This is a genomic window from Bacillus sp. EB106-04-04-XG123, from assembly GCF_058791855.1.
Window position 1 is genome coordinate 392,336 of record NZ_JBYTDZ010000002.1, and the last position, 16,427, is coordinate 408,762.

At 41.0% G+C, this 16,427-nt stretch carries 13 protein-coding genes; 2 read left to right on the forward strand and 11 right to left on the reverse strand.

From position 1 onward, the window contains the following. Window positions 1-292 precede the first annotated feature (292 nt). The gene (ctpB, locus tag AC3WTB_RS07440; protein WP_492333539.1) at window positions 293-1,741 is read right to left on the reverse strand and encodes a carboxy-terminal processing protease CtpB; all 1,449 of its coding nucleotides are present in this window, start codon (window positions 1,739-1,741) and stop codon (window positions 293-295) included. Between the two features lie 153 nt (window positions 1,742-1,894). On the opposite strand from ctpB, the gene AC3WTB_RS07445 reads away from it, so the two are divergent. Then, entirely contained in the window at window positions 1,895-2,635 is a 741-nt protein-coding gene (locus tag AC3WTB_RS07445) for a sulfite exporter TauE/SafE family protein (RefSeq protein ID WP_024423598.1), read from the forward strand. A 50-nt stretch (window positions 2,636-2,685) separates the two neighbouring features. On the opposite strand, the gene AC3WTB_RS07450 is transcribed toward AC3WTB_RS07445, so the two are convergent. The 5 genes from AC3WTB_RS07450 to AC3WTB_RS07470 form a co-directional block, all read right to left on the reverse strand. Then, complete coding sequence (locus AC3WTB_RS07450; protein WP_492333540.1) at window positions 2,686-3,948, reverse strand: murein hydrolase activator EnvC family protein; 1,263 nt, start codon at window positions 3,946-3,948, stop codon at window positions 2,686-2,688. Between the two features lie 110 nt (window positions 3,949-4,058). Continuing rightward, entirely contained in the window at window positions 4,059-4,949 is an 891-nt protein-coding gene (ftsX, locus tag AC3WTB_RS07455; protein WP_039181755.1) for a permease-like cell division protein FtsX, read from the reverse strand. Beyond that, window positions 4,942-5,628 (reverse strand): cell division ATP-binding protein FtsE, encoded by a 687-nt coding sequence (gene ftsE / locus AC3WTB_RS07460; protein ID WP_024423601.1) that lies wholly within the window; start codon window positions 5,626-5,628, stop codon window positions 4,942-4,944. The genes ftsX and ftsE overlap by 8 nt, the downstream gene beginning before the upstream one ends. A 382-nt stretch (window positions 5,629-6,010) precedes the next feature. Beyond that, window positions 6,011-6,340, reverse strand: a complete 330-nt coding sequence (cccB, locus tag AC3WTB_RS07465; protein WP_058837547.1) for a cytochrome c551 — start codon at window positions 6,338-6,340, stop codon at window positions 6,011-6,013. Between the two features lie 48 nt (window positions 6,341-6,388). After that, complete coding sequence (locus AC3WTB_RS07470) at window positions 6,389-7,237, reverse strand: YitT family protein (protein WP_492333541.1); 849 nt, start codon at window positions 7,235-7,237, stop codon at window positions 6,389-6,391. Window positions 7,238-7,426: 189 nt separating this feature from the next. Here AC3WTB_RS07470 and AC3WTB_RS07475 point away from each other — a divergent pair, with 189 nt between their 5' ends. Beyond that, the gene (locus tag AC3WTB_RS07475) at window positions 7,427-8,161 is read left to right on the forward strand and encodes an alpha/beta hydrolase (protein ID WP_260774916.1); all 735 of its coding nucleotides are present in this window, start codon (window positions 7,427-7,429) and stop codon (window positions 8,159-8,161) included. A 16-nt stretch (window positions 8,162-8,177) separates the two neighbouring features. Here AC3WTB_RS07475 and AC3WTB_RS07480 read toward each other — a convergent pair whose 3' ends face one another. From AC3WTB_RS07480 to AC3WTB_RS07500, 5 genes are all read right to left on the reverse strand, one after another. Beyond that, complete coding sequence (locus AC3WTB_RS07480) at window positions 8,178-9,971, reverse strand: M3 family oligoendopeptidase (protein ID WP_492333542.1); 1,794 nt, start codon at window positions 9,969-9,971, stop codon at window positions 8,178-8,180. Window positions 9,972-10,096: 125 nt separating this feature from the next. Then, window positions 10,097-11,198 (reverse strand): peptide chain release factor 2 gene (gene prfB, locus AC3WTB_RS07485; protein WP_098677688.1). Its coding sequence is split into 2 segments (ribosomal slippage): window positions 10,097-11,125 and window positions 11,127-11,198, totalling 1,101 coding nucleotides; the frame shifts between segments, so codons are not numbered across the junction. Between the two features lie 67 nt (window positions 11,199-11,265). Then, window positions 11,266-13,791 (reverse strand): preprotein translocase subunit SecA, encoded by a 2,526-nt coding sequence (secA, locus tag AC3WTB_RS07490; RefSeq protein WP_106025568.1) that lies wholly within the window; start codon window positions 13,789-13,791, stop codon window positions 11,266-11,268. A gap of 198 nt (window positions 13,792-13,989) precedes the next feature. Next, window positions 13,990-14,553, reverse strand: a complete 564-nt coding sequence (hpf, locus tag AC3WTB_RS07495; RefSeq protein ID WP_024423608.1) for a ribosome hibernation-promoting factor, HPF/YfiA family — start codon at window positions 14,551-14,553, stop codon at window positions 13,990-13,992. Window positions 14,554-14,741: 188 nt separating this feature from the next. After that, the gene (locus AC3WTB_RS07500) at window positions 14,742-16,427 is read right to left on the reverse strand and encodes a methyl-accepting chemotaxis protein (protein WP_492333543.1); all 1,686 of its coding nucleotides are present in this window, start codon (window positions 16,425-16,427) and stop codon (window positions 14,742-14,744) included.

Here is a 16,427-nt window from a genome sequence, read left to right on the forward strand (position 1 = left end):
GCTTAATGCTCAAGCTGAATATCCGCAAAAAATAAAATATTTAAAATGAGTGCTACTTTTTATTGTAAGAATTATTTATGTAACATACAACTTTCAAAAGTTTCATTTTCATGACATGTTTAAATCAACAGAAAGTCTCTTATATACATATGTTATCGGGTAAAATCGAAGGAATGTTATGTTTTTTGTAAAATAAATGAATATATTTCTCGATATAATTTATTTTTAATCATATATTATTACATGTTCATGACACTTATGAACCAAAAAAAAGAGGCTATTATTCGCCTCTTTATTTTTTAAGATATAGTGCTTTTAGTGCAGTCTGTAATTGAAGGTCATTTTTTTCGTATGATTTCACTTCATCCACCATTTTGTTCATCATTTCCGCTGTTTTCAAATCAATGACACCTGATTTATCGAGATTGTATGTGCTTTGGAAAGCAAGTACGGCCTTTTTCGTTTCTTCATCAAAGTATCCATCTACTCTGCCAGGGTCAAATGACAATCCCTTTAACAGCGTCTGGGCTTGTCTCACTTCTTCATTGTTCATATCAAGCTGAAGCGGTTCTTTTAGCTGAAGCGGACCTGCGGTAAAGTAATCCGGCTGATGAATCGCAATTGTCGGTACGACGCCTTTTTTGTGAATCCAATTGCCTTTTGGCGTGAGCCATTTATACAGCGTTAATTTAATATTACTTCCATCTCCCATCGGAACCGCCTGCTGCACAGTTCCTTTTCCAAAGGAGACATCACCGACGACTTCATACTTGCCGGCTTCTTTCATGGCTCCAGCAAGTATTTCCGAAGCGGAAGCACTGCCTTTATCAATTAAGACGTTGACTGGGTAAGGCTTTTGTTCTTTCAGTTTTGAAAAATATCGTTTCCGGTCGCCATTCCGTTCTGCGATTTGAATATAGGGCTGATTCTTCGTAATAAAATGCTTCAAAATATCTTCCACACTTTGCAGATAGCCGCCAGGGTTTCCTCTCACATCCAGTACAAGGCCTTCTATGCCCTTTTTCTCGAGCTGTTTCAGGCTTGACGTGAAATCCTTCGCCGTATCTTCAGAGAAGCTGGAGATCGCAATATAGCCTGTTTTATGCCCATTGACCTCTTTTACAGAGGAAGTCACTGTTTCAAGCGGGATTTCCTCTCGTTTGATATGGAACGTTAGCTCTTTTTCAATCCCGTTTCGTTTAATTGTCAAGGCGACAGACGTTCCTTTTTTCCCTCTTATTTTCAGCACAGCATCGTTTAAGCTTTTTTCTTTCATCGGTTCACCGTCAATGCTGATGACTTCATCTTTCGGCTTTAGACCCGCTTTTGCCGCAGGGGATTTTTTAAAGGCGGAGACGATAATGATCTTTCCTTCATCCATCCCCACTTCTGCCCCAATTCCTTCAAAGGAAGAATCAAGCGAATCAGAAAATTGCTTTGCGGTTTGCTTGTCCATGTATACTGAATATGGATCGTTTAACGTCGAAAGCATTCCTTGGATCGCGCCTTCAAGCAGCTTTTGCCGATCCACTTCCTCTACATATTCATTCGAAATAAGGTCATAGGCTTTCTCGATCTTTTCCATCCCATTCTCTTTCGCCTTATCACTTGATTGAGCTTGTCCAGCCATTGCAGCAGCTGCTTGCGGTGACTCCGCATGAGTTCCCTCTTTATGCGTCATCACACCTGCACTTATTAAGAGAACGACACTTGCCATAATAGATGCGATTTGTTTTTTCATATTTGGCCTCCTTCTTCAACTCTTCCTGATGACCTGAGTTATTATATGCCAGAAGAAGGGATTTCATGTAAAGACATTCTCCCGTGAAGGCTTGACGAATCATTTTATTAGGTGTAATTTTTATTTTGTTATGATTGAGAAGGAGTCTTCGCTATGTATATTATCTTGACGATGCTTTTATTAGGAATTTTATTAGGTTTTGTAGGAGCAGGCGGGGCGGGATTTGTCATCGCATTGCTTACATTAATTTTTGATATCCCTATCCATACAGCACTCGGGACATCATTAGCCGCTATGGCATTTACGACACTATCAGGTGCCTATAGCCACTACAGGGAAGGGAACATTCAGTTGAAATCTGGTTTGATTGTCGGGGCTCTGGCTTGTATTGCTTCTTTTGCCGGGGCTAAGGTCGCTCCTTTTATTCCAGAAGAGAGTCTGCACTATTTAACAGCAGGGATGCTTTTTTTATCCGCTGTTTTTATGATGATCAAACTATTTGTTCTTAATGAAGAGGCTGAGCAGCAGCCGCTTTCTTCACGCCAGCTGATGACAAGAGGCATTATTTTAGGCCTTGTGTCTGGAATGCTGTCAGGCATGTTTGGTATCGGGTCTGCACCATTTATTCAAGTAGGACTTTTGATTTTACTGAAGCTGTCGATTCGACAAGCCGTTGGCACGACGATGCTTGTCATTATTCCGATTTCCATCGGCGGTGGAATTGGATATATTTCAGAGGGCTATGTTGATTTTATCTTGCTGATCCAAATATTAATTGGAACCGTCTTAGGCGCATTTATCGGCGCGAAATTCACACGCCTTGCACCGAAGCTCTTATTGAAATCAGCTGTTCTGTTAACACCTATTATTGCCGGGTTACTGCTGTTATTTTAATTCTATCTAGACAAAGAAAAGCCGATAACGTCATGTTATCGGCTTTTTGATTAGCGGATATATTGCGCTGGATTGACTGCATTTGATTTCGCGCCATTCCATAATCCTTTATGAATTTCAAAATGAAGATGCTGACCATGCGATTGGCCGGTATTTCCCATATAGCCAAGGAATTGTCCTTGTTCAACTCTCTGTCCTGTTGACACACTTCTTGTAGACAGGTGGGCGTATACAGTTTGATATGTCTGTCCATTGATATTGTGCGTAATGAACACAACATTTCCGTAGCTCGATGAGTAGCTTGAGTTTGTGACGGTTCCAGATGCTGCTGCATAGACAGGAACTGTGCCTTTTGCTGCAATATCTAATCCTAAGTGGTTTCCGCCAGAACGTCCGCCAAAGCCAGATGAGAAACGCCCTGCAGCTGGTTTAATAAAACCTGAGCTGCTTGCTGGTGTATCAGATACTTGATCTGAGCCGCCGCTACGAGGTGCAGGTGCATTTTTTTCAGCTGCTTGCTTTGCTTTCGCCGCTTCTTCCTTTTGACGGTGAGCTTCCTCAGACTTCACAGCCGCTTTTTGGTTCGCAAGAATTTCTTGTTCATTCTCAAGCTTGCCTAGTTCATCATGTGCATGATTTTTTTTATCTGTCACATCACCTAAAATGTGTTCTTTTTCTTTATGCTTCTTAGATAAATCTTTTTTCAGTGCTTCTAGCTCTTTCAGAGATGTTTCAAGTCCACTTAGCTGATTATTTAGCTCTGCTTCTTTTTGCTCCACCAGCTTTAAATCATTTTCATGTTCTGTAATCATGTCTTTGTCTGCTTCAACAATCGTTGTGACAGCCCCAACACGACCGACAAAATCACTAAAGCTGCGAGCACCTAGCAGCACATCTAAATAGTTGATCGTACCGCCGCTTTTTTGCATAGAACGAATTCGGTCTTTAAAAATGGCTTTTCTTTTTTCAATTCGCTCATTGATGACTTGAATGTCTTTTTTTAGCTTCTTGATCTCTTGCTTCGTTTTTTTAACTTCTTTCTCTTTTTCAGCGACTTTTTCAGTTGCAGTACTTACCTTTTGGTCAATTTGTTCAATTTCTTTCTTGAGCTTTGATTCTTTCTTTTCAAGCTTTGCCAGCTCTGACTTCTTCTTCTTCAAGTTTGATTCAGTCTTCGATGTTTTCTCTTCGATTTGTTGACGTTTTTGATCTAGGTCTTCGTATGCAGATGCACGATTCTCGTTCCCTGGAATGTATAGCCACGTTGTTCCAATAAACGCTGCCATTCCAGCCATCATCAGCTTTGTTTTCAAAACGATATTCCCCTCCCATGACAACTGTCGACATGAAGAGCCGACCGGATGAATCGGATCAACCGGTCACATCTTCTATAGAATTCTCGAATGCTGCCATCAAAATATATTTATACTTTTAAGAATTTACGGATAGACGTTAAGCTTCCCCATACCCCAATGATTGCACCGATCACTAGCAGGATCAGTGATACTTGATAGACAAATGGGTTGTATGGAAGCATTGAAATAAATGAGCCCTGTACTCTCGGTGCGACCCAGCCCACTGCATATTGATACGTGCCAAGCAATAGGGCAATAGGTATAATGGAACCAAATACACCAAGCAATAATCCTTCAATGAAGAATGGCCAGCGGATAAACCAGTTCGTTGCACCTACCAGCTTCATAATCTCAATTTCTTTACGTCTAGCAAAGATCGTAATTTTGATCGTATTGGAGATTAAGAACATAGCTGTAAATAACAGCCCAATAATGAGCACAATGCCGACATTACGCGCTACTCCGACTACATTAAAGAGTCGGCTGACCTCTTCTTTCCCATAGGTTACTTTATATGTACCCTTTAGGTTTTCTAATTTCTTCGCTACTTTTGGTGTATCGTGAGGATCTGTTGTTTTCACAATGAACGCATCGTTTAATGGATTTTCTTGATCAACAAGTCCCATGGATTGTCCATTTTCTCCAAAGCTTTTAATCAGAGCTTTCAGTTCGTCATCCTTAGATGAGTACTTCACATTACTGATTTCAGGAATCTTTTCAATTTCTGCTTTTAATTCATCCTGCTGCTTTTGATTCGCCGTTAATTCGATTAATACTTTTACTTCTACTTCTTTTTCAGCGTTCGATGCCATGTTATTCAAGTTGAGCATAATCACAAGGAAAACCCCAACTAAAATCAATGTGACAGTAACCGCACTAATTGATGCAAAAGTCATCCACGTGTTTCTTCCTAGTGAACGGAAGCTCTCACGTAAATGCCGCGAGAGAGTTTTAATCATAAATTCCGTACTCCCCTCTTGCTTCGTCACGCACAATCATTCCATCTTCGATTGCGATGACGCGTTTCTTCATGGTGTTTACAATTTCTTTGTTGTGTGTCGCCATAACCACTGTTGTTCCGCGGTTATTAATCTCTTCGAGCGTCTTCATGATTTCCCAGGAAGTGTCTGGATCAAGGTTTCCTGTCGGCTCATCTGCAATGACGACCTCAGGGCTATTGACGATCGACCGAGCGATAGATACACGCTGCTGTTCACCGCCGGACAGCTGGTCAGGAAATTGGCGCGCTCTGTGCTTTAGCTGGACCAGATCGAGAACGTCAAGCACTTTTTTCTTAATGATATGAGGCTGTTCACCAATCACTTCAAGAGCAAATGCAACGTTCTCAAACACAGTAAGAGTTGGAAGCAGCTTGAAATCTTGGAATACTACGCCAATTTCTCTTCTTACGTAAGGAATTTCTTTTTCCTTCATTGAACCTAAATCTTTGTTATTAATTAAGATTTGCCCTTTGGTTGGCTTCTCTTCACGATACATCATTTTGATGAAAGTGGATTTACCAGCACCACTGGGACCAACAACATACACAAACTCTCCTGGATGGATAGAGACATTGATTCCATTGATCGCCTTTACGCCATTAGGATAGATCTTGTAGACTTCCTTCATTTGAATCATGTAATCACCTAATCTTTTCTTATTCGCTGACTAACAGCTTATCATGATGTTTTGACACTTCTCGTCAAAAAACGTTATGTATGGTTACGCACATACCCTTCGATACTTACTAGCAATTTATGTCCTTTTCATCCAAAAAGATGAAAAAATTGAATCGTCTCATTTTCAACAACTCCAATTATACGTCATGAATCGACGCAATGGTATTACATTTATATTTCAAAACTTATAAATAAAAGGTAAATAGAACAACCAAAACCGAAAAACGTGCCTTTATACCCTTATTTTTTAAATAAAATTTAATATAATGCGCTTTCATACTATTCAAAAGTCTTTTTCTACATATAAAAAACAAAAAAACCTTGTCGATTAGACAAAGGTTTTATTTTTTCTCTGCAAGCCATTTTGCTACTTCTTTTGCTTGCTTCTCATCTACCATTCCGCTTGGCATAGAGCCTTTACCGTTTTGCGCAATATCTGCGATTTGGCTTTCATTATATTTCTTCCCTACTTCTTTCAGGCTTGGTCCGCCTCCGCCAGATAGGTCTTTCCCATGACAGCCAATACAGTTTTGCTGATAGATCTCCTCACCACTGCTCACAGATGAAGCACTTTTGCTGCCTTCTTTTTCGCTGCTGCTTGAATTTCCTCCACAAGCCGCGAGAACAAGAAGCATTGCTGCAAATAGCATCGTTAATCCGCTTTTTTTCATCTATTTCCCTCCCTTACAATCATTTGGTCAACGCTATTATATCCTTGTTTATGCCCTTTTAAAACCCTCACCAAGCACCTCTTTTGCATCCATTACAATGACAAATGCTGATGAATCGATTGCTTTCACCACTTGTTTCAACTTTGTGAATTGTGACTGCCCAACGACACACATCAAAATTGGGCGGTCATGATCGGTATATCCTCCGACTGCTGAGATCTTCGTCACACCGCGGTCAATTTGATCAAAAACTGCCTGTCTGACCTCATCTTCATGCCCGGTAATGATCATCGCCATTTTCGAATGACTGAAGCCAGCCTGTACCACATCAATCGTTTTACTCGAAATAAACACACCAATGACCGCGTATAGCCCCTCTTCGATTCCAAAGACCGTCATCGCAGCCAGAACAATCAAGCCATCCATCATCGCTAAGCATGTGCCTAGCGTGAGTCCTGTGTACTTATTGATGATTTTGGCAGCGAGTGCCGTTCCACCTGTTGATCCATTACCAAGGAACACAAGCCCTATACCGATTCCAATGACCACACCGCCAAAAATAGCTGCCAGCAGCGCTTCGTGTGTGACAGGTGCAATATGTCGTGTGACAAACACCATGAAAGGTAAAAAAATCGAGCCAACGAGTGTTTTCACTCCAAATGTACCGCCCAATAAATAAAAGCCAGCGATAAACAGCGGAATATTGAGCCCCCATTGCACATACGCTGCTTCAAAGCCGAATGACTGCATAATGGTACTAATTCCGCTCACACCGCCTGCTGCAATCTGATTCGGCAATAATAACGTATTAAATCCAATCGCCACAATGGCAGATCCGATTAAAATGAACAAATAATTTTTCACTTCGATCCTAAATTGTGAATGTCCCTGCTTCATGTCTTTCTTCCTCCGTTACTTCTGAATGCACACCTATTTTAAGCCCTCTTAAAACGATTGTAAATAACAGCCAAATGCAGTGCTAATGGATTAATACTTTATCACACAGACGGATCAGCGTACTTGCCGGTTGGCATAGGAGTAAATGATGGTATATTTAATATGTACATGAGAAAGAAGGGGCATGCGATGAAGAAAATACTGAAGATATCAGGTATGACATTACTTGCACTGATCATCTTAGCTTTTGGTGCTTTCTATACATGGAGCCGATTTACATACGGACCATCAGAAGCATTAAAAAAACAGGTGAACATGGAGCAAGTGGAACATAAAAACGATGTTTATACTTTTGAAGCATCAAAAAGTGATACTGGCATCATTCTCTATCCTGGGGCAAAGGTGGAACCACTTGCGTATGCCTATATTGGGGATACGCTGATGAAAAAAGGCTACTCTGTCTTTATCCCTGACATGCCATTTTCCTTTGCGATCTTCAATCCAAACAAAGCGCAGGACATCATCAAAGATCATCAAACGATCAAACACTGGTATATTGGCGGGCATTCACTTGGCGGAGCAGCTGCCGCTATGTTTGCAGAAAAAAATCAGAGCAAGCTAGATGGACTCTTTTTCCTAGCATCTTATCCAGCATCAGATGACCTGAAACAATCGTCACTAAAAGTCCTCTCTATTTCAGGTGAAAAGGATGGGCTGGCAACACAAGAGAAAATCAAGAAATCGAAAGCAAATCTGCCGTCTCAAACCGTTTATCATGAAATAAAAGGCGGGAATCATGCGCAATTTGGCATGTATGGCAAACAAAAAGGAGATCAGCCGGCGGACATTCCAGCCCTGTCTCAGCAAAATGATCTCATTCAGACAATGCTGGATTGGCTGAAGCCAGCAAAAAAGCTCCCATAACGGGAGCTTTTCATTTTTATTTTTTCGTCACTTCTAAAAATTCTTCAGCATCTGCTACAGCCAAACGAATGGCTTCTTCCCAAAATGCTTTTTGGGTAAGGTCAACGCCTAGATGCTTTTTAGCTAAATCTTCCACTGTCATTGAAGCAGTATCTTTTAATAATGCAATGTATTTCTCTTCAAACGATGTACCAGCCTGCAATGCTTTTGCATAAATTCCTAACGAGAACATGTATCCAAAGGTGTATGGGAAATTATAAAATGGAACATTCGTGATATGGAAATGCAGCTTAGACGCCCAGAAATGAGGATGGTATTCATCTAATGAGTCACCAAACGCTTCCTTCTGCGCTTCGACCATCAGTTCATTCAATCGGTCAGCCGGCACTTCTCCTTGTTTACGCTCTTCATAAAATCGCTGTTCAAATAAGAAACGAGATTGAATGTTCATGAAGAATGCTACACTGCGCTGCAGCTTATCCTCTAACAAGCTAAGACGCTCCTCTTCATTTGACGCTTCTTTTAATGAAGCATCAGCTACAATCATTTCTGCGAAGGTGGACGCTGTTTCAGCTACATTCATTGCGTATTTGCGATTCAGAATGCGAACATCCTGCATCACGTCCTGATGGAACGAATGACCAAGCTCATGCGCTAGTGTCGCCACATTGGATGGACTTCCTGAGAAGGTCATAAAAATGCGTGATTCTCCGCTGTCAGGGAAATTTGTACAAAAGCCGCCTACCCTTTTGTTTGGACGGTCCTCAGCTTCTACCCAGCGTTCGTTAAAGGCTTTTTCTGTAAAAGCAGCGAGCTCTTCTCCAAATCCAGCAAAGTGTTTCACAATAAAAGCAGCTGCTTCTTGATAAGGATAGATTTTGGTCTCACTGCCGATAGGAGCCCCAACATCAAACCAGCTCAGCTTATCCACTCCAAGCATCTCAGCTTTTCGGTGTAAATAATCAATGAATGGCTGCTTATGTTCATCAATCACAGACCACATTGTATCAAGGGTTTCTTGTTTCATACGGCAAATTTCAAGCGGCTCTTTTAAAATGTGATCCCAGCCTCTTGCTTCATACACTTGCAAACGAAAACCAGCAAGGTGGTTGAGCGTACTAGCAAATAAATGTTCATCCTGTGTCCATGCATGCTCTAGGTTGTGGTAAACAGCCTTTCTGACTTCACGATCTGAATCATCCATTGCATTTTCCGCTTGGCCTACAGAGATCATCTGCGTTTCACCATGCTGTTCAAACGGAATGGTAATTTTATTCACTAAGCTGGAATAAAGCTCATCCCACGCATGGTACCCATCTACAGACAGCTTTTGGATCAGTGTTTCTTGTTCAACAGGTAATTGATCCTTCACACGGTCTCTTCGCTCATTTAATATGTAGCGGACATCTGAAAAGGCTGCTGAATTCATCAGTTCTTCCCACTTGTTTGCAGGAATAGCAGCAAGCGCTTGATCAAACAGTGCAAGGATGGTTCCTAAATCCGCTTCTAGCTTGGCAATCGTACCTCGAAGGCTGCCTGCTTTCATATCCTTCGTATTTTGAGCTTGGAGGCAGGATACATATGAACCTGCTTGAGACAATTTTTTATATGTAGTTTCATACGTGTTAAGGACAGACGTTAATTTGCTTTCAATGTGTGTATCTTCTTTTGAAAAGGCATCCACCTTTTGTCGTAATTCATCTAATAGCTGCTGAATAGTTTGCAGGTATGTCTTAAATTCTGGTGAAGAACTGCCTCCTTTAAAAAAGGCATCTAAATCCCACTTTTCTTGCAATGGTGTTAATCCCAAAAATATTTCCCCCTTTATTTGCTAATTTCATCATACAAAGGATATAGAATCAGTATGTCGTATGTATTCCTTTATATTCATTATATTTTCTCACAATTAAAAAAACCCGGCAAGAAGCCGAGTTTTTATGATAATTTCGAACGTAGGTATGCATCGATAAATGAATCTAAATCTCCATCCATCACCGCTTGAACATTTCCCATCTCCGTATTGGTTCGATGGTCTTTCACAAGAGAATAAGGGTGGAATACATAAGAGCGAATCTGGCTTCCCCAGCCAATTTCTTTCTGCTCTCCTCTGATTTCATCCAATTCTGCCTGCTGTTCTTCGATCCGTTTTTGATAAAGTTTCGATTTCAACATTTTCATCGCACGTTCTCTGTTTTTGATTTGTGATCTTTCTGTTTGGCACGTCACGACGACATTGGTTGGAATGTGTGTGATACGAACGGCAGAGTCCGTTGTATTAACGTGCTGCCCACCTGCTCCACTTGCACGATACGTATCCACCTTAATATCCTCTGTGCGAATATCAATATCAATTTCTTCATTGAATTCCGGCATAACATCACATGAAACGAAGGATGTATGTCTGCGACCAGATGAATCAAAAGGAGAAATACGAACCAAACGATGAACACCTTTTTCAGCTTTTAAGTAACCGTACGCATTATGCCCTTTGATCAGCAATGTCACCGACTTAATTCCTGCCTCATCACCTGGAAGGTAATCAAGCGTTTCGACCTTAAAGCCTCTGCGCTCTGCCCAGCGAGTGTACATTCTCAGAAGCATAGAACCCCAATCCTGTGATTCGGTACCGCCCGCACCTGGGTGAAGCTCAAGAATGGCATTGTTTTTATCATAAGGTTCGCTTAAGAGAAGCTGCAGCTCAAATTCGTTAAATTGCTTCGTTAAGTTCTTCAGCTCTTTTTCAAGCTCTGCATGAAGCTCCTCATCATAATCTTCCTTTAATAAGTCATGCGTCATTTGCAGCTCTTCATGTGATTCACTGAGCTCATGATAGGAATTCACAGAATCCTTCAGTGCATTGGCTTCATTGATAACACCTTGAGCCTTTTGCTGATCATTCCAAAAATCAGCCTCTGACATCGTCGCTTCAAGCTCTGCGATCTTGGCTTCTTTTGTTTCTAAGTCAAAGAGACCCCCTAAAATCAGCTAGCCTGCTAGCCATATTTTCAAGCTCTTGTCTAATTTCTACTAATTCCATATCCTTCACCTCATAGATGTATGGGGGCTGACATGAATAGAAAGAGGTTTTCACCTCTTTCCATTACTTATTCTGTCTTCCCATGACAATTTTTATATTTCTTGCCGCTTCCGCAGTGACATGGAGAGTTTCGTCCAATGTCTACGACTTTACGTACCGGCTTTTTCTTCACTGTCTTCTCCTCATCGCCCTCTTGCGGCTGATGAGCCGTTGTTTGACCTTGAACCACTTCTTCGCGTTCTAGGTTGTTTTGGATTTCTGATTTCAAGACATACTTGGCCACATCATCTTCAATTGAAGCAACCATATGCTCAAACATCGCAAATCCTTCCATTTGGTATTCACGAAGCGGATTCGTTTGTGCATACGCACGTAAATGAATACCTTGACGCAGCTGATCCATTGCATCGATATGGTCCATCCACTTCGAATCCACCGCACGAAGAACGATGACTTTTTCAAATTCACGCATTTGTTCTTCGCCAAATGTTTCTTCTTTTGCATCGTATTTTTCTTTAATACGATCCATGATGAAGTCTGTGATTTCATCTGCTTCTTTACCGAAGATATCTTTGACCGTAATGGCACCTTCGTCTAAATAGTTCGTGTTGATTAATTCAACAAGACCATCTAGTTTCCATTCTTCAGGCAGCTCTTCTTTTGGCGTATAAGATCCGACAGCACGCTCAATTGAAGATTGGATCATATTGATGACAATTGATTTTAAGTTGTCGGAATCGATGACTTCAAAACGCTGTTTGTAGATCACTTCACGCTGTTGACGAAGCACATCGTCATATTGCAGAAGCTGCTTACGGGAATCAAAGTTGTTCCCCTCTACACGTTTTTGCGATGATTCAACGGCTTTAGACACCATTTTACTTTGGATTGGTGTAGAGTCATCCATGCCAAAGCGGTCAAGCATTGCCATCGTTCGCTCTGCACCAAATCGGCGCATCAATTCATCTTCCATGGATAGATAGAATTGGGTAATCCCTGGGTCTCCTTGACGTCCAGAACGTCCGCGAAGCTGGTTATCAATCCGGCGGGATTCATGACGCTCTGTCCCGATAACAGCCAGACCTCCAAGTTCTTTTACACCTTCGCCAAGCTTGATGTCTGTACCACGTCCTGCCATGTTTGTCGCAATGGTCACAGCACCTTTTTGACCAGCCTCTTCAATAATTTGTGCTTCACGCTCATGGTTTTTCGCGTTTAACACTTGATGAGGAATGCCTTTATTTTTAAGCAGCTTAGAAATAAGCTCAGATGTCTCAACTGCTACTGTTCCGACAAGAACTGGCTGTCCTGTCATATAGCGCTGCGCAACATCCTCAGCCACTGCTTTAAATTTACCATCCATTGTGCGGTAAATTAAATCAGGTCGGTCATCACGAACTACTGGTTGATTGGTCGGGATTGACACAACCTGCATGTTGTAAATGTTACGGAATTCTTCTTCTTCCGTTTTTGCTGTACCAGTCATACCAGATAACTTTTCATACATACGGAAGTAGTTCTGGAACGTAATTGTTGCTAGTGTCATGCTTTCGTTCTGCACTTCAAGACCTTCTTTTGCTTCGATGGCTTGATGCAGTCCTTCACTATAACGGCGTCCTTTCATTAAACGTCCTGTGAAGGAGTCAACGATGACTACTTGGCCTTCTTCTACCACATAATCCACGTCTTTTTGCATCGCAACATGTGCTTTCAGTGCCTGAGCGATGTGATGGTTCAGCGCGACATGTTTGACATCAAACAGGTTCTCGATGCCGAATGCTTTTTCCGCCTTCGTCATTCCGCTTTCAGTCAGCTGCACACTTTTTGTTTTAATATCATACGTGAAATCATCTTCAATTTTTAATGTGCGGACAAATGCATTGGCTTGTACGTAAAGCTTTGTTGATTTCGCAGCTTGTCCAGAAATAATAAGAGGTGTTCTCGCTTCATCAATTAAAATGGAGTCAACCTCATCGATCACAGCATAATGAAGTGGTCTCTGAACCATCTGCTCTTTGTAGAGCACCATGTTATCTCGTAAATAGTCAAAGCCGAGTTCATTGTTTGTTGAATACGTGATATCAGCGGCGTACGCTTCTCTTTTTTCATCTTTGTCTAAGCTGTTTAAGTTTAAGCCGACCGTTAAACCAAGGAACTCAAAAATTTTGCCCATTTCCTGCGCATCACGGCTTGCCAAATATTCGTTGACTGTCACGATGTGGACGCCTTTTCCAGAAAGAGCATTTAAGTAAACAGGCATTGTGGATGTCAATGTTTTACCTTCACCTGTTTTCATTTCAGCGATATTGCCTTCGTGAAGTGCGATCCCCCCCATGAGCTGCACCTTAAATGGGAACATTCCTGTTACGCGGCGGGAAGCCTCGCGAACTGTAGCAAATGCTTCAACCAACAGGTCATCCACGGATTGTCCTTTTTCAAGTTTTTCTTTAAATTCAATCGTTTTATTTCGTAAAGCCTCGTCAGATAATTTTTCAAAATCTTGAGCGAGAGCTTCGATTTCATTTGCCTTTTTTTCATATCGGCTGATCGTACGTTTCGTAGGATCAAACACTTTGTTTAAGATTCCAAGCATATAATAACGCTCCTCTATTTCATGCAATTTTTCGGCATGTCCAAAAGTTTGACAGGTCCATATTTACCTGCATTTATCATACCATACCTTCTTTCATTTCCAAAGAATTTGCCATAATTTCGCACAAAAAACCCGCCCCTTATGAAAGGAACGGGTTTACTTTATTTAGATTGTTTTTGAATCAGCATCAACTGATATTTAAGCGTTTGGCTCAATGAGTCCATATTTACCGTCATTTCGGCGATAAACCACATTGGTCAAATTTGTCTCAGCATTTGTGAAAACGAAGAAACTATGACCTAACATGTTCATTTGGAGAATGGCCTCTTCGCTATCCATCGGCTTTAAGTTGAAACGTTTTTGTCTGACGATTTCTGTTTCATCAATCTCTTCGTCATCTTGAACTGCTACTTCAGCCGTACCATTTCCTCCAGCAAATAAGTGCTTTTTGGCACCTTGCTCGCGGAATTTACGGTTTACTTTTGTTTTGTGCTTTCTAATTTGACGTTCTAATTTACTGGCTGCTAGGTCTACTGCATTGTACATATCCTCATTATGCACCTCAGCTCGAAGTGCTAGATCAGTCATTGGAATGGTAACCTCAACTTTAGATTCTTGATCGTTGTAAAACTTCAAGTTCACGTTGACTGAAGCATCAACATCTGTCTCAAAATAACGCTCCAGCTTTCCAATTTTTTTCTCGACATGATCTCTTAGTGCAGGTGTTACGTCGATGTTTTCTCCTCTGACATTGTAATTCATGTAAAGAACGCCTCCTTTAAAATTAAGGATATGTAAACCTATTTCTACTTTTCCCTCCTTTTCTCCTGCTCAAACGTAAAAAAAATGTGAATATTTATTGAAATTTGTCGAATTTTGCGGTGCTTCAACTGTTGCTTGATAGGTGATGAATATATATTCGGCTGATTCTTGAAAAAGACCAGCGCACATTAAATGGTAAAAGATGAAATGGATGTTTTCAGCGATTGAGACAAGGATTTTAAATCCTCCGCAGCGGCTTTCATCTCTTCATTGGCCGCTAATGATTCTTCAACAGCAGCAGACATGTATTCTGTTTCTTCTGAGTTTCGTTTCGCACCTTCTTCAATGACACCAATCGTTTGAGAAATTTCCTCTGTACTAGCAGAAATTTGTTCTGCAGTGGCTGACAGCTCTTCGGCCTTCATTGAAATATCACGAATAGATTCCAAGATTTCATGGAAGCTCTGTTCAGATAATTGTGATACTTTTACACCCTCTGCTACATCCCGCTCAACCTTCGTCATCGATTGCGATGACCTTTCTGTATCTTTGTTCACGTTCTCGAGTAATTGACTAATTTGATCTGTCAGCTGACTAGATTCTTCTGCCAGCTTCCTCACTTCATCTGCTACAACTGCAAAACCTCTTCCATGTTCTCCAGCTCTTGCTGCTTCTATGGCTGCGTTTAAAGCAAGTAAATTCGTCTGGTCAGCAATGGCATGGATATGACCTAACAGACCTTGAATGCCTGTAAACTGAGCTTGTACATTGGCCATTGTAGAATGGTGTTCATTCACAGATTCTTTAATAGAACTCATTTGTTTCACAAATTGTTGAATAAGAGCGGCACCTTCTTCAGCCTTTTCAGTCACTGAAATTGAGTGACCCGAAACATCGGACGTGTGTACAGCTGCATTTTGCATGCCAGTCGATACTTCTTGAATGGCAGAGGCGACTTTTCCGACCGCATCTGATTGTTCACGTGAAGCTTCACTGACCTGTTCGATCGAGCTAGATGTCTGCTCACTAGCCGATATCGTTTGACTGATGGTTTCCTCAAATTGGGCAGCAGAATCAGCAAGCTGTCTTGATCCGCTTTGCACCTGCAAAATAAGCTGACGCAAATGAGCCGTCATTTGATTAAAGGCTGTGCCGAGCTGGCCAATCTCATTTTTAGAGGTCACTTCAATCTCGTCAAGGGTCAGGTCACCATCTGCCATCCTTCTTGCGGCATTTGTGACAGAAACAATTGGTTTTGTCATGCGATGAACGAATCTGACACCAATCACCAGAAAGCCAACAATAATCGCTGCACTGACCAAAATGAGTGTAAGCAATAATTGATTACTATCTTGATTGAGCTGATTGATTTTTTGATCACGTTGTTTTAACTGGTTTTGAGCGAATTCTTTTGTAAAGGTATGTATTTCTTGTTCGATAGGTTGTAATTCTTGAGTGAGGCGGGTGTTGAATTCTTTTTGATTTTGCATATTTAATGAATTAAATAATCGATTCGTTGAGGTGTAGTAGAGATAATTTTTTTCTGAGATTTGATCTAATAGATTTTTTGCTTGTTTGACCGTACTTAATTTCGAAGCTTCTGTTGTTTTTTTATTAATATCTTCATATGTTTGCTCAATTTTCTGCAAATTTTCAGCATCTTGGACGACAACATATGTTTTGATCTGTGCTTCCTGCTTTTGCAGAAGCGCCTCTAATTCCAGCGAGGTCTGATAAAGCTTCACTTCCTTGCTTAATAACGCTTTATAGGATTGATCTGTTTTGTAATAGAGAAAGCTTGAGAATCCTAACATACTGACAAACAATACACATATGACAATAAGCCCAAATAAAAATTGATTTTTTAGTCTCAT